Source organism: Corynebacterium suedekumii (assembly GCF_030252185.1).
GTDB lineage: Bacteria > Actinomycetota > Actinomycetes > Mycobacteriales > Mycobacteriaceae > Corynebacterium > Corynebacterium suedekumii.
Genome location: NZ_CP126970.1, coordinates 2,587,345 through 2,602,271, shown reverse-complemented (window position 1 = coordinate 2,602,271; position 14,927 = coordinate 2,587,345). Strand labels below are relative to the sequence as shown.

11 protein-coding genes are annotated in these 14,927 nt (G+C 67.6%); 6 read left to right on the top strand and 5 right to left on the bottom strand.

Features of this window, described 5'->3' with window-relative positions; translation table 11 throughout:
* Window positions 1–56: 56 nt before the first annotated feature.
* Window positions 57–1,049 carry a DUF6263 family protein gene (locus tag QP029_RS13005; protein WP_284874679.1) on the bottom strand — a complete coding sequence of 331 codons (993 nt, stop codon included), beginning with the start codon at window positions 1,047–1,049 and terminating at the stop codon, window positions 57–59.
* A 60-nt stretch (window positions 1,050–1,109) separates the two neighbouring features.
* Between QP029_RS13005 and lspA the strand changes: the two genes are divergently transcribed.
* The 3 genes from lspA to QP029_RS12990 are packed head-to-tail and all read left to right on the top strand — an operon-like array spanning window position 1,110 to window position 3,120.
* On the top strand, window positions 1,110–1,634 hold the full coding sequence (gene lspA, locus QP029_RS13000) for a signal peptidase II (protein ID WP_432418734.1): 525 nt from the start codon (window positions 1,110–1,112) through the stop codon (window positions 1,632–1,634).
* Complete coding sequence (locus tag QP029_RS12995) at window positions 1,631–2,554, top strand: RluA family pseudouridine synthase (protein WP_284874678.1); 924 nt, start codon at window positions 1,631–1,633, stop codon at window positions 2,552–2,554. The genes lspA and QP029_RS12995 overlap by 4 nt, the downstream gene beginning before the upstream one ends.
* On the top strand, window positions 2,551–3,120 hold the full coding sequence (locus tag QP029_RS12990; RefSeq protein ID WP_284874677.1) for a hypothetical protein: 570 nt from the start codon (window positions 2,551–2,553) through the stop codon (window positions 3,118–3,120). The genes QP029_RS12995 and QP029_RS12990 overlap by 4 nt, the downstream gene beginning before the upstream one ends.
* Here QP029_RS12990 and rarD read toward each other — a convergent pair.
* Window positions 3,117–3,977 (bottom strand): EamA family transporter RarD, encoded by an 861-nt coding sequence (gene rarD / locus QP029_RS12985; protein ID WP_284874676.1) that lies wholly within the window; start codon window positions 3,975–3,977, stop codon window positions 3,117–3,119. The two genes, QP029_RS12990 and rarD, sit on opposite strands and share 4 nt — an antisense overlap.
* 257 nt (window positions 3,978–4,234) lie before the next feature.
* On the opposite strand from rarD, the gene dnaE reads away from it, so the two are divergent.
* Entirely contained in the window at window positions 4,235–7,798 is a 3,564-nt protein-coding gene (gene dnaE, locus QP029_RS12980; protein WP_284874675.1) for a DNA polymerase III subunit alpha, read from the top strand.
* Between the two features lie 100 nt (window positions 7,799–7,898).
* On the top strand, window positions 7,899–9,104 hold the full coding sequence (locus QP029_RS12975; RefSeq protein ID WP_284874674.1) for a cobalamin-independent methionine synthase II family protein: 1,206 nt from the start codon (window positions 7,899–7,901) through the stop codon (window positions 9,102–9,104).
* Between the two features lie 63 nt (window positions 9,105–9,167).
* Here the strand turns inward: QP029_RS12975 and QP029_RS12970 are convergent, their stop codons facing one another.
* A complete protein-coding gene (locus tag QP029_RS12970) occupies window positions 9,168–9,569 on the bottom strand; it encodes a hypothetical protein (protein WP_284874673.1) in 402 nt (133 codons plus the stop codon).
* Between the two features lie 52 nt (window positions 9,570–9,621).
* On the bottom strand, window positions 9,622–11,349 hold the full coding sequence (locus tag QP029_RS12965) for a choice-of-anchor I family protein (protein ID WP_284874672.1): 1,728 nt from the start codon (window positions 11,347–11,349) through the stop codon (window positions 9,622–9,624).
* A 158-nt stretch (window positions 11,350–11,507) separates the two neighbouring features.
* Here QP029_RS12965 and ilvA point away from each other — a divergent pair, with 158 nt between their 5' ends.
* Window positions 11,508–12,815 (top strand): threonine ammonia-lyase IlvA, encoded by a 1,308-nt coding sequence (gene ilvA / locus QP029_RS12960; RefSeq protein ID WP_284874671.1) that lies wholly within the window; start codon window positions 11,508–11,510, stop codon window positions 12,813–12,815.
* A 365-nt stretch (window positions 12,816–13,180) separates the two neighbouring features.
* On the opposite strand, the gene treZ is transcribed toward ilvA, so the two are convergent.
* Window positions 13,181–14,911: a malto-oligosyltrehalose trehalohydrolase gene (gene treZ / locus QP029_RS12955; protein ID WP_284874670.1), complete on the bottom strand. Its 1,731-nt coding sequence runs from the start codon at window positions 14,909–14,911 to the stop codon at window positions 13,181–13,183.
* Window positions 14,912–14,927 lie beyond the last annotated feature (16 nt).

The following is a 14,927-nucleotide window of genomic DNA, read 5'->3' as shown; positions in this document are numbered from 1 at the left end:
CATCCGAGAGGTGGCAGCCGCGGGCATCAACGAAGAATCATGCTGAGCAGTATATATCAGTCGGCGGTGGGGCTGAAGGTGAGTCCGGTGGTGGAGTCCTGGACGACGCGGACGTCGGAATCGGGGCCGCCGTAGATCACGCGGGTGGTGTAGGCGACCTCGCCGTCGACGGGCAGCGGCTGGGTGAGGTCGACGGTGAGGGTGCCCTGGCTGGTGGTGTTGGCGTTGAGCACGGAGAGGGACTGGCCGTCCTCCATCTCCAGGGCGCCGAGGGCGGGGCGCTGCTGGACCTCGACGTCGAGTTCGACGGTGTCGCCGTCGTGGGAGACCAGCGTGTAGGTGGTGGTCTGCAGGAGGGTGGATTCGCCGGTGACGCGGGAGTCGACGGACCAGGTGGCGCCGGGGCCCACGGCCTCCTCGGGGAAGACGACCGGCAGGGACAGCAGTTTCATCAGGGACTGCTCCACGGTGGCGCGGCCGGCGTCGGTGGCGTCGACGGGGGCGGCCAGGCGGACGGTGGAGACCTCGCCGTTGTCCTCGCCGCGCCAGCCGACCAGGAAGCCCTCGGCGGAGCGGATGTCGTCGGTCTGTTCGAGGTTGGTGCTCGACGGCTGCCCGACGCGCAGTTCGACGTCGCGGGTGGCGGGGCGTTCCTCGTTCTCCGGGTCGGCCTCCGCGGCCGGGGAGGTGGAGCCGGTCAACGGGAGGGTGAGGGTGTCCACGTCGCCGCCGGCGGGGGCGGCGACGTCGACGGCGTCGGCACGCATGACCTCCTGGGTGAAGCCCTCGGCGACCTCGACGGACACGTCCTGCATGGTGCGGGCCTCCGGGTCGTCCGGCTCCTCCTGGATGTCCCGGTAGGCGATCACCTCGCGGTCACCCTCGCCGATGGAGTCGACGGTGATCCGCGGGGCGTCGACGGTCAGGCCGACGGCGGCCTCGGTGGCGGGGCCGGTCTCCTCGGGCGTGCAGGCGGCCAGCGTGAGCGAGGAGGCGACGGCGGCGGCGAGGAGGGCGCGATTCAGGCGGGAGGCGGAGGAGAAAATCACCCCGTCAACGCTACTCGATGCACCAGGTCGGGTGGACCGCGACCGCGCCGGTGGGGAATGATGGGGTCCGTGAGTCAGAGAGTAGCCCGGCCCCGGACCCGACACGTCGCGATGATGGCGGTGATCATCCTCGCGGTGGCCGCGGTGGACCAGGTGGTCAAGGCGATCATGCTCTCCTGGCTGGAACCCGGCGTCCCGGTGCCGGTCATCGGGGACTGGTTCCGCTTCTTCCTGCTGTTCAACCCGGGTGCCGCGTTCTCCATGGGGGCGGACTCGACGTGGTTGTTCACCACCATCCAGCTGACGTTCGTGGTGGTCATCGCGATCCTGGCGCCGAAGATCCGGGACCGCTGGCAGGCCGTGGGCCTGGCGATGATCGCCGGCGGCGCCCTGGGCAACCTCATCGACCGGCTGTTCCGTGACCCGGGCTTCTGGTTCGGGCACGTCGTCGACTACATCTCCGTCGGCGGGTTCGCGGTGTTCAACATCGCGGACGCGTCCATCACCTGCGGCGTCGTCGTGTTCGTCATCGCGATTCTCACCGAGGAACGCCGCGAGAAGAACCGCGAGGAGGTGGCCGCATGACCCGTGAGACCCGCACCCTCCCCGTCCCCGAGGGCCTGGCCGGCATGCGTGTCGACGCCGCCCTCTCCCGCCTCCTCGGCCTCTCCCGCACCGTCGCCGCCGACCTGGCCACCGACGGTGACGTGCTTGTCGACGGCCGCCCGGTCGGCAAGTCCGACCGCCTCACCGCCGACACGTGGCTGGAGGTCACCCTCCCCGAGGTCCCCGACCTCACCCCGCGGGAGGAGCTCATCGAGGGCATGGACATCCTCTACTCCGACGACGACCTCATCGCGGTCCACAAACCGGTCGGCGTCGCCGCGCACCCCACCGTCGGCTGGGACGGACCCACGGTCGTCGGCGGGCTCGCCGCCGCGGGTTTCCGCATCTCCACCTCCGGCCCGCCGGAGCGCAAGGGCATCGTCCAGCGTCTCGACGTCGGCACCTCCGGCGTCATGGTCGTCGCCGCCTCCGAGCGCGGCTACACCGTGCTCAAGAACGCCTTCCGTCACCGCACCGTGGACAAGACCTACCACGCCCTGGTCCAGGGACATCCCGACCCGTTCACCGGCACCATCGACGCCCCCATCGGCCGTCACCCCTCCGCCGGCTGGCGCTTCGCCGTCACCTCCGAGGGCAAACACGCCATCACGCACTACGACACCATCGAGGCCTTCCGCGACGCCACCCTCCTCGAGGTGAAACTGGAGACCGGCCGCACCCACCAGATCCGCGTGCACATGTCCGCCATCGGCCACCCGTGCGTCGGCGACCCGATGTACGGATCCAACCCGGAACTCTCCGAACGCCTCGGGCTCATCCGCCAGTGGCTGCACGCGGTGAAGCTCGGTTTCCACCACCCGGCCGACGGCCGCTGGATGGAGATCGAGGCCCCGTACCCCGATGACCTGGCGCACGCCCTGGACGTGGTGCGAGGATGACCGAGGGGCAGTGGGAGCTGATCCGTCGGATCGTCGCCGTGCTCGCGGCCGTCGCGTTCGCCGGCGTCCTCGTGCTCGCCTTCCTCGACGACGCGACGTCCGAGCCGGCCGCACCGAACGGGGACATGCTCGGCACCGAGGCGGGGGAGTCCTTCGAGGACTACCAGGCCCGCGCGGCGGAGTCCCTCGCCGTGGCCACCGACCCGGCCTACGCCCTGATCACCTTAGACGAGCCACTGACCCCGGCCGAGGCCGCCGAGGTGCTGGAGCCCCTTGACCGGGTCAACGCCCTCGTCGTCGCACTCGCCCCACCCTTCGCTCTGCCGGAACCTGTGGACGGGGAGACCCGGGCGGACGTCTTCGACCGCGAACTCAGCCGCATCGGCGATTCCCTGGCCGGCATCGGCGATGTCCCGGTGCCCGAGCGTATCGACGCCGTCGTCGCCCACGACGCCGGCGACCCCCTCCGCGCGATCGCCACCGACGACGCGGTGGCCACCGTCGAGGTCCTCCCGTCTGATGCGGCCTGGGGACGCTTCGGCGTCCGGCCGGTCCAGGTCCCCTAACGCACCTGGTGGTGGCGACGCCGGCGGACGATGTCGGCCAGATAGATCGCCACCGCGACCCAGATGATGATGAACCCGACCCAGCGCGCCGGGGACAGATACTCCTGGGTGACGAACAACGCCCACAGCATCTGCATCGTCGGCGTCAGATACTGGATCATGCCGATCGTCGCCAAGGGCAGACGCTTCGCCGCCATCCCGAACAACAACAGCGGCGCCGTGGTCACCAGACCCGAGACGACCAGCAACGTGGTGTGCACCGGCCCCTCCGAGAAGAACGTCCCCTGCCCGGTGCTCTCCAGCCACACCAGGTAGACGATGCCCAACGGCGCGATGACCAGGGTCTCCGCCGTCAACGACGCCCGCGGAGACACCTGCACCCGCTTCTTCACCAGACCGTAGAACCCGAACGTGATAGCCATGCCCAACGCCATCACCGGCGCCTGCCCCGACAGGAACGTCAACTGGAGCACACCGAGCGTGGCGATGCCCACCGCCACCAACTGCATCCGGTTGAGCCGCTCACCCAGGAACACCACCGCCAGCAGCACCGACAGCAGCGGATTGATGAAGTAGCCCAACGCCGCATCCGCCACATGCCCCGAATTCACCGCCAGGACGTAGATGCCCCAGTTCGCCGAGATGAGCACACCCGCCGTCACCAACAGCAGCCACGTGCGTCTCGACGCCCTCCTCAACTCACCCCACCCCTTGAGCGCCGTGAGCACCAGCACCATGAGCACCGCGGTCCACACGATCCGGTGCGCCAGGATCTCCACCGGCCCCGCCGGCAACAACAGGGGGAAGAACGCCGGGAACAGACCCCACAGCAGATAGGCGAGCAGACCGAAGACCATGGAGGGGATGCTACCCCTTGGTGTGATGATTACCGTCGTGGGTGGTTGTAGGCTGTGGCCGATGCTGCTGCACAGATTCTGCCGTTCCGGAGCGAGGCTGAACGGATCTGCATCACCCGGCAGGGGCACGGTCAGGTAGCTCGAGGGCGGGGAGACTCACGTGCAGCGAGCTCACCCTCGACGCCTCGAACCTGCTGGTCACCGACTAGACATCCGTGTAATTTTCTCGGCTTGACGCACTGGCTAGACTCACTGCCATGGCCAAGAACTCCTCCTTCGTCCACCTGCACAACCACACCGAATTCTCGATGCTCGACGGAATGGCCAAGGTGGACCTGCTGTCGGAGGAGGTCGCGCGGCAGGGGATGCCCGCGGTCGGCATGACCGATCACGGCAACATGTACGGCTCCGATGCCTTCTACAAGCGGATGACGGCCGCGGGTGTGAAGCCGATCATCGGTATCGAGGCGTACCTGGCGCCGGAGAGCCGTTTCAACAAGACGCGAGTGCGCTGGGGTGAGCCGCACCAGAAGTCCGACGACGTCTCGGCCTCGGGTGCCTACCTCCACCAGACGATGCTGGCGGAGAATGCCACGGGTCTGAAGAACCTCTTCTATCTCTCGTCAATGGCCTCCTATGAGGGCCAGCTGGGTAAGTGGCCTCGTATGGACGCGGAGCTCATCGCGGAGCGTGCCGACGGCATCATCGCCACCACCGGTTGCCCCTCGGGTGATGTGCAGACCCGTCTGCGCCTGGGGCAGTTCGACAAAGCCCTCGAGGCGGCCGCGATGTGGCAGGACATCTACGGCAAGGAGAACTACTTCCTCGAGCTCATGGATCACGGCCTGCACATCGAGCAGCGCGTGCGTTCGGAGCTCCTGGAGATCGGCCGCAAGCTCGAACTTCCCCCGCTGGTGACCAACGACTGCCACTATGTCCTCGAGTCCCAGGCCCAGGCGCATGAGGCCATGCTCTGCGTGCAGACCGGCAAGACCCTCAACGATCCGGACCGGTTCAAGTTCGACGGCACCGGCTACTACATCAAGCCGGCGTCCGAGATGCGGAAGCTTTTCGACGACATCGTCCCCGACGGATGCGACAACACCCTGCTCATCGCGGAACGCGTCCAGGACTACGGCGAGATCTGGGAGTCCCACCCGCACGACCGCATGCCCATCGCCGACGTACCGGAGGGCTACACCCCGACCACCTGGCTCCACCACGAGGTCATGGCCGGTCTGCGGGAGCGTTTCGACGGTGCCGAAGTCCCCGCCGAATACATCGAACGCGCCGAATTCGAGATCAACGTCATCGACATGAAGGGCTACCCGTCCTACTTCCTCATCGTCGCCGAGATCATCAAACACGCCCGTTCCATCGGCATCCGCGTCGGCCCGGGCCGTGGTTCGGCCGCCGGCGCCCTCGTCGCCTACGCCCTGACCATCACCAACATCGACCCGATGGAACACGGTCTGCTCTTCGAGCGATTCCTCAACCCGGAACGCCCCTCCGCACCGGATATCGACATCGACTTCGATGACCGCCGTCGCGGTGAGATGATCCGCTACGCCGCCGAGCGCTGGGGCGAGGACAAGATCGCCCAGGTGATCACCTTCGGCACGGTGAAGACGAAGCAGGCGCTCAAGGACTCCGCCCGCGTGAAGTTCGGTCAGCCCGGCTACCAGATGGCCGACCGGATCACGAAGGTCCTCCCGCCGGCGATCATGGCGAAAGACATTCCGCTGTCCGGTATCACCGACCCGAGCCACGAACGCTACAACGAGGCCGGTGAGGTCCGTCAGCTCATCGAGACCGACCCCGACATCCGGGACATCTACGAGACCGCCCGCGGCCTGGAGGGCGTGGTCCGCCAGGCCGGCGTCCACGCCTGTGCGGTGATCATGGCGTCCGTCCCGCTGCTCGACCACATCCCGATGTGGAAGCGCGCCAATGACGGAGCCCTCATCACCGGCTGGGACTATCCGGCGTGCGAGGCCATCGGCCTGCTGAAGATGGACTTCCTGGGTCTGCGCAACCTCACCGTCATCGGTGACGCCCTGGAGAACATCAAGAAGAACCGCGGAGAGGATCTTGACCTGGAGAACCTGGCCGTCGAGGACCGGGAGACCTACGAACTGCTCGGCCGGGGCGAGACCCTCGGTGTGTTCCAGCTCGACGGCGGTGGTATGCAGGAGCTGCTCAAGCGGATGAAGCCCACCGGCTTCAATGACATCGTGGCCTCGCTGGCGCTGTACCGGCCGGGCCCGATGGGTGTCAACGCCCACTGGGACTACGCGGACCGCAAGAACGGCCGCAAGCCGATCGTGCCGATCCACCCCGAGCTGGAGGAACCCCTCCGGGAGATCCTGGATGAGACCTACGGTCTCATCGTCTACCAGGAGCAGATCATGAGTATCTCCCGCAAGGTGGCCAACTACACCGCGGGTGAAGCAGACGGCTTCCGTAAGGCCATGGGCAAGAAGAAGCCCGAGGTGCTGGAGAAGGAGTACGCCAAGTTCGAGGCCGGCATGAAGTCCAACGGCTTCTCCGCCGAGGCGATCAAGGCGCTGTGGGACACGATCCTGCCGTTCGCCTCCTACGCGTTCAACAAGTCCCACGCCGCCGGCTACGGCCTGGTGTCCTTCTGGACGGCCTACCTCAAGGCCCATTACGCGCCCGAGTACATGGCGGCGCTGCTGACCTCGGTGGCGGACAAGAAGGACAAGTCCGCCATCTACCTCTCCGACTGCCGTCACCTCGGCCTCAAGGTCCTGCCGCCGGACATCAACGAGTCGGAGAATGACTTCCTCGCCGTCGGCGAGGACATCCGCTTCGGCCTGGGGGCCATCCGCAACGTCGGTGAGGAAGTGGTCGCCTCCATCGTGGCCACGCGCAAGGAGAAGGGGGCGTACGCCTCCTTCAGCGACTACCTGGACAAGATCGACCTGGTGCCCTGCAACAAGCGGATCACCGAGTCCCTGATCAAGGGTGGCGCCTTCGACTCCCTCGAGCATCCCCGCAAGGGCCTCATGCTCGTCCACGAGGACGCGGTCGACTCGGTGCTGGCCACGAAGAAGGCCGCCGACAAGGGGCAGTTCGACCTCTTCGCCGGCTTCGGCGGCGACGACGATGACAGCGGTGTGAGCGTCTTCGCCATCGAGGTGCCGGAGGAGAACTGGGACCGCAAGCACGAGCTCGCCCTCGAACGCGAGATGCTCGGCCTCTACGTCTCCGGGCACCCGCTCGACGGTTTCGAGGAGGCGCTCGACGCCCAGACGGACACCGCTCTGACCACCATCCTCGGTGGCGAGATGCGGCACGGGGCGGAAGTCACGATCGGCGGCATCATCTCGGCGGTGGACCGGCGGTTCTCCAAGAAGGACGGCTCGCCGTGGGCGATCGTCACGGTGGAGGACCATCACGGTGCGCAGGTGGAACTGCTGGTGTTCAACAAGGTCTACGCTCTGGTGAGTTCGCAGATCGTCGAGGACAACATCATCCTGGCGAAGGCACACGTGTCCATCCGGGACGACCGTATGTCGCTGTTCTGCGACGACCTCAAGGTCCCGGAGCTCGGGCCCGGCAACGGCGCCGGCCTGCCACTGCGGCTGACCATGCGGACGGACCAGTGCACGATGGAGAACATCGCCAAGCTCAAGCAGGTGCTGGTCTCCAACAAGGGCGAGTCCGATGTCTATCTCAAGCTGGTCAACGGCGACGAGTCCACCATGATGATTCTCGGCGAGCACCTGCGGGTGGAACGCTCGGGATCCCTCATGGGTGATCTCAAGGCGACGATGGGGCAGGGGATCCTCGGCTAGGTCTGAATATAAATCGGGCAATTCCGCCGACGGAATCCTGCCCCGACGCTCCATCGGTTAGGGTAGACCGCACAGTCTATTTTTCGTATTGGAGTTGTGAATGTCCGTCAACAAGATCCGCACCACCCACGTGGGTTCCCTCCCGCGCACCCCGGAACTGCTCGACGCCAACACCCGCCGTGCCAACGGTGAGCTGGGCGACGAGCAGTTCCTCGAGATCCTCCAGGGTGCCGTCGACCAGGTCGTGCAGCGCCAGGTGGACCTGGGCATCGACATCATCAACGAGGGCGAGTACGGCCACATCACCTCCGGCGCCATCGACTACGGCGCCTGGTGGAACTACTCCTTCACCCGCCTCGGCGGCCTCACCATGACCGATGAGGACCGCTGGGCCTCCCAGGAGGTCGCCCGCTCGACCCCGGGCAACATCAAGCTCACCTCCTTCCCGGACCGCCGGGACCGCGCCCTGTTCGACGAGGCCTACTCCGACCCGGACTCCGGCATCTTCGCCGGCCGCGCCAAGGTGGGCAACCCGAAGTTCACCGGCCCGATCACCTACATCGGTCAGGACGAGGTAGAGGCGGACGTCAAGCTCCTCCGCGGCGCCATGGACAAGTCCGGTGCCACCGACGCCTTCGTGGCCGCGCTGTCCCCGGGTTCCGCGGCCCGTCTGAAGAACGAGCACTACAGCACCGACGACGAGGTCGTGTGGGCCTGCGCCGACGCGATGGCCCAGGAGTACAAGGCCATCACCGACGCCGGCTTCACCGTCCAGCTCGACGCCCCGGATCTCGCCGAGTCCTGGGACCAGATCAACCCGGAGCCGTCCCTGGACGACTACCGCGACTGGCTGCGCACCCGCGTCGACGCCATCAACCACGCCGTCAAGGGCCTGCCCCGCGAGCTGACCCGCCTGCACATCTGCTGGGGCTCCTGGCACGGGCCGCACGCCACCGACGTCCCCTTCGGTGACATCGCCGAGGAGATCCTCCGCGCCGAGGTCGGCGGCTTCTCCTTCGAGGGTGCCTCTCCGCGGCACGCCCACGAGTGGCGGGTCTGGCAGGACCACAAGCTGCCGGAGGGTGCGGTCATCTACCCGGGTGTCATCTCCCACAGCACCAACGCCATCGAGCACCCGCGCCTGGTGGCCGACCGCATCATCCAGTTCGCGGAGGTCGTCGGCCCGGAGAACGTCGTCGCCTCCACCGACTGTGGTCTGGGCGGCCGCCTCAACCAGCAGATCGCCTGGGCGAAGCTGGAGTCGCTCGTCGAGGGCGCACGCATCGCCACGGAGGAACTGTTCTAGCAGTTCATGAGTGAGGGCCCGCAGTCATGGTGACTGCGGGCCCTCAGCTGATTCGGGATCGGATCAGACGAGACCGATTCCGCGCAGGGTCTGCTCCAGCTGCTCCTGGGCGCCCGGGATGATCGGGATGGCGAAGACGGCGACCTTGGTGGCGAAGGAACCGACGGCGAAGACGGCGCCGACGATGGCGAGGGCGAGCTCAGCCTGGGGGGAGATCTCCAGGGATCCGGCCCAACCGGGCAGCTCCGGCTCCGGCTCGGGGGCGGGGGCGGGCTCCTGCTCGCTCTCCGGGACCCCGGAGCTGCCGTTGCCGCTGGAGATTGAGTTGGCGAGCTCGCCCGGGCCCATGAAGCTGGACTGGGACTGCTCGGTGTCGGTGGTGGTCTGGGCATGGACAGGGCTGACCAGGGCCAGGGTGGTGCTGGCTGCGGCGATGAGGGCCACGGACAGGCGACGTCGGTTCACGGGTGTCTCCAGATGATGAGGGGGAGGGATGAATAAGAACTTAGCAGGCTCGTCAGCGGCTGGAGCCGGAAGAAAGCCCGGAGGAAAGCGAAGGGCCGGAAGAACCGCCGCTGAGCAGGCTCGTGACCCCGAAGATCGTCGTGGTGCCGGAGACCTCGTTGCCCACGACGAGCAGATCCTGGCCTGTCGGGGAGTCGCCGGCGGAAATGAAGGCCAGACCCTCGGGGCCGAGGTCACCGGCCTGAGACAGAACCGCGTCGCCGTCGTCCTCGACGGAGTGGGAGAAGTCGCGGTTGTTGACGTAGGTGACAAAGGATGCCGCCTGCGGCACGGTGACGTCGTAGACCATGACACCGCCGACGCGCTCGAGGCCGATGAAGGCGTAGGTGCGACCGTCGATCTCGCCGAGGGCGACCCCCTCCGGCTCGGGGCCCTTGTCGTCGGAGCGGCCGTCGAAACCCGACTCGGAGTGGTTGGAGTTGAAGTACTCGGGCACGGCCTCGGCGATGATCTGCTCGAACTCGTCGTCGGAGTTGAACACGCGGTTGCCGGCGGCGTCGACAATGGAGAATCCGCGGCCGCCGTAGCCGTGGATCTGCTCGTAGCAGCTCCCGTCGGCGGTGAGGCCGTCGACGGTGGTGATGGTGAGGCGGCCGGCGTTCGCGTCCTCGCGGAAGGTCTCGATCTCCCCGGCGGTCATCCCGGCGTAGCCCTCACAGATGGGGGCGAGACCATCCGAGCCGAGGTCCTTGACGCGGGCCTCCTCGGAGTAGGCCTCCCAGTCGCGGGCGTCACCCTCGTTGGCGGTGACGATGTAGGTGTTCCCGCCGGCGGAGTAGGACTCGATCGCGTCGGGCATGAGGAAGGACCTGATGGGCCAGTTCCTGATGTCGATGGCGTCGTCGCGGTTGGAGATGTCCATCGGCACCTCGGTGAGGTCGACGGTGCCCAGCGGGTGGACCGCCTCGACGGTGGCGGAGGCGATGTCCACCACCGCCAGGGCGTTGTTCTCCTGCAGGGACACGTAGGCCTTACCACCGGAGGTGGTGATGTACTCGGGCTCGAGATTCTGGGCGACGGTGGTGGAGGCGCCCACCTGGCCGAAGACACGCACCCCCTCCGGCAGTGCGCCCTCGGCGTTGAAGGCACGGAAGTCGGCGGTGCGGACCTCCACGGCGGCGAGACCGGACAGATCGGCGGGCAGGGTGATCACGGAGACGGAGCCCTCCGGGTCGACCGAGTAGTCCTCGGCCGGCTCAGCCTCGTTGGCCACGAGGGCGTGGGTGCCGTCCTCGGTGATGGTGACCATGTCGGGGAGGGAACCGACCCCCGCGCGGCCGAGCACCTCGCCGTCACCGGCGGCGTCGAAGAAGATGACCTCGCCGGGGGCGGTCTTGTCGGCGGGCTCGACGGTGGCGACGGCGAGGCCGTCGGCACGCACCGCGACCGAGTTGATGGTCGTGTCCGCACCGGCGTCGACCGAGTGGAGCAGGGTCGGGGCGGTGGGGTCGGAGATGTCCAGGACGTCGATCTCACCGGAGTTCGCGTTGACCACCATCACCCGCTGGGAGTCGGCATGGTGGGCGACGATCTCGGCGGCGGACTGGTCGAAGATGCCGGTCTCGTAGGTGCCGATGGGTTCCACCGCCAACGCCGCACCCGGTGCGGAGTGGGTGACGGGGGCGTCGACAAGCGCGGCGTGAGCCGGGGTGACGAGGGAGAAACCGGTGACGGAGGCCGCGCACAGGGCGACGGCGGAACGACGGAGGGACAAGGACATGCTCCTGAACAAAGACTGGCGGACGGATAAAAACCGCCTGTCAGCGTGCCCCACCGAAGTGAACGCCAGGCGGTACACCGAGTGACCCGCGGGTGAACAGTCCGTGAACCGGCCAGCCCAGGTGGGCGCGCGATGAGCGGGGACTACACTGTCTCGACATGAGCGAGAACCAGTCCGGCACCATCACCGCCCCGTCCACCTACACGCCCGTACGCGCGTCGGACATTCAGCTGGCGCAGGCGCGGATCTCCTCGGTGATCGCCCCCACCCCGCTGCAGTACTGCCCCCGACTGTCCGAGGACACCGGCGTCGAGGTCTACCTCAAGCGCGAGGACCTCCAGGACGTGCGCTCCTACAAGATCCGCGGCGCCTACTTCGCCATCGCCAACCTCGACGCCGAACAGCGCGCCGCCGGCATCGTCGCCGCCTCCGCCGGCAACCACGCCCAGGGTGTCGCGTACGCCTGCCGCACCATGGGCATCCAGGGCCGCATCTTCGTCCCCAGCCAGACACCGAAGCAGAAACGCGACCGCATCCAGGTCCACGGCGGCGACATGGTCGACCTCGTGGTCACCGGCAACAACTTCGACGAAGCCGCCGCCGCCGCGCGTGCCGACGCCGCCGAACGCGGCGCCACCATCATCGAGCCCTTCGACGCCCGCGACACCGTCATCGGCCAGGGCACCGTCGCCGCCGAGATCCTCAGCCAGCTCACCACCATCGGCAAGTCCCTGGACACCGTCTTCGTCCCCGTCGGCGGCGCCGGCCTGCTCGCCGGAGTCACCAGCTACCTCGCCGACATGGCACCACGCACCGCCATCGTCGGCGTCGAACCCGCCGGCGCCGCCTCCCTCCAGGCCGCCCTCGACGCCGGTGAACCCGTCACCCTGGACAAAGTCGACTCCTTCGTCGACGGCGCCGCCGTCAGACGCATCGGCGAACTGCCGTACCACACCGTCGAAGCCAACCAGGGCCGCATCCACGTCATCAACGTGTCCGAAGGCGCCGTCTGCACCGAGATGCTCGAGCTCTACCAGAACGAGGGCATCATCGCCGAGCCCGCCGGCGCCCTCTCCGTCACCGGCCTGCGCGAAATGAACCTCGCCCCCGGCTCCGTCGTCGTGTGCATCATCTCCGGCGGCAACAACGACGTCCTCCGCTACGCCGAGATCATGGAACGCTCCCTCGTCCACCGCGGCCTCAAGCACTACTTCCTGGTCAACTTCCCCCAGGAACCCGGCCAGCTCCGCCACTTCCTCACCGACATCCTCGGCCCCGACGACGACATCACCCTCTTCGAGTACCTCAAGCGCAACAACCGCGAAACCGGTGCGGCCCTGGTCGGCCTCGAACTCGGCCGCGCCAGCGACCTCGACCCACTGCTCGACCGCATGACGGCCTCCCGCATCAACTGCGAGCACCTGCAGCCGAACACCCCCGAGTACGAGTACCTGGTGAGCACGTAGCAGTGGTGTGAGGTGGGCCGAGGCGCCGGGTACTGCCGTCGGATGGCGGGATTGCGCCCGGTGCACCTGCAACAGGTGACCGCCCGATTTTCCTGAGCAGGGACGATGACGTCGGGCGGCCTTGACTGTGTCATCGGTTGCAGGCGGCTCAGGCGCAGATGTTGCCGCAGCCCCGGCCGCTGTGTGACTGGTGATCTTTAGCCCCGGCTGTGGTCGCCGCGGGCAGGGGTTCCTGCAACAGGTGACCGCCCGATTTTCCTGAGCAGGGACGATGACGTCGGGCCGGGTGGAAACTGTCATCTGTTGCAGGCCGACCCGGACCCGCCCCGGACTCAACCCCGCCACAACCCCGCCACGCCGGCCACTTACCGCCTGATCAACGCAAACTCCCAGGCCTCCAGCTCGGTGGCGTCGAGCCCGACGGTGGGTGAGCCGAAGGAGTACACCAACTCGCCGCCGAAGGGCACCGCCACCGGTGCGGAGGAGAGGTTGGCCACGAGCATGACGTCGTCGTAGCCCATGGCGAGCCAGCGGTCGTCCTCGGTGCCGGTCTCGACGATGAGCTGGGTGAGGTCGGCGCGGGCGAGTCCGAGTTCGGTGCGCAGGCGCAGCAGGGTCCGGTAGGCGTCGACGATCGTCTCCTGCTCGTCGCTGAAGTTCCAGTCCAGCTTGGAGGATTCGTAGGTGGTGGGGGAGGCGGGGTCGGGGACTTCGTCGTGGTTCCAGCCGGCGCGGGCGAATTCGCGTTTGCGGCCCTCGGTGGTCAGCTGGTTGAGCTTTTCGTCGGTGTGGGAGCAGAAGAAGGCGAAGGGGGTCTGTGCGCCGTATTCCTCGCCCATGAAGACCATGGGGGTGTAGGGGGAGGAGAGGATGACGGCGGCCTTGAGTACCTGCTGGGCGGGGGTGAGGTTCATGGAGGGCCGGTCGCCGGTGGCGCGGTTGCCCACCTGGTCGTGGGTGGTGGTGTAGGTGACGAAGCGGTGGGCCGGCATGGTGGCCCGGTTGATGGGGCGGCCGTGGTGGCGGCCCCGGAAGCTGGAGTAGGTGCCGGTGAAGAAGTAGGCCTCGCGCAGGGTCTTGTCCAGGGCATCGAGGGAGCCGTAGTCCTCGTAGTAGGCGTGGGTTTCGCCGGAGACCATGGTGTGGAGGGCGTGGTGGATGTCGTCGAGCCACTGGCCGGCGAGGCCGTAGCCGCCGGCTTCGCGGGAGGTGACCAGGCGGGGGTCGTTGAGGTCGGATTCCGCGATGACGTAGCGGGGGACGCCGGTGCGGACGGTGGCGTCGTCGGCGACGGCCTGGATCTGTTCCATGATGGAGTAGGCGCCGACGTCGTCGAGGGCGTGGACGGCGTCGAGTCGTAGGCCGTCGATGCGGTATTCCACGAACCACTGGCGGACGGTGTCGAGGATGAAGGCGCGGACCTCGTCGGAGTGGGGGCCGGAGATGTTGACCACCTCGCCCCAGCCGGTGGTGCCGCCGGAGGTGTAGGGGCCGTACATGCCGTTGTAGTTGCCGTCGGGGCCGAAGTGGTTGTACACGACGTCGAGGATGACGCCGATGCCGGCGTTGTGGGCGGCGTCGACAAGCTTCTTCAGGCCGTCGGGGCCGCCGTAGGTGTGGTGGACGGCCATCCAGTCGACGCCGTCATAGCCCCAGTTGCGGTCGCCGCCGAAGGGTTGGACGGGCATGAGTTCGATGGCGGTGACGCCGAGGTCGCGCAGGTAGCCGAGCTTCTCGATGACGCCCTCGAACGTCCCTTCCGGGGTGAAGGTTCCCACGTGGAGTTCGTAGATGACCTGGCCGGCCAGGTCGCGGCCGGTCCAGTTGTCGGAGGTCCAGTCGTATGCGGGGTCGGTGACCTCGGAGAGACCGTGGATGCCGTCGGGCTGGGAGGTGGTGCGCGGGTCGGGGAAGGGGCCGGCCCAGTTGTTCCCGTCGTGGAGTTCGAAGCCGTAGCGCATGCCGGGTTCGGCGATCTGGTCGGCGACCCACCAGTCGGCTGAGATCCGCCGCATGGGGAGGGTGTCGTCCCCGAGTCGGAGGCGGACGTCCTGGGGATACGGTGCCCAGACGGCAAACGGCTCATACGCACTCATGCATCCGAGGGTAGGG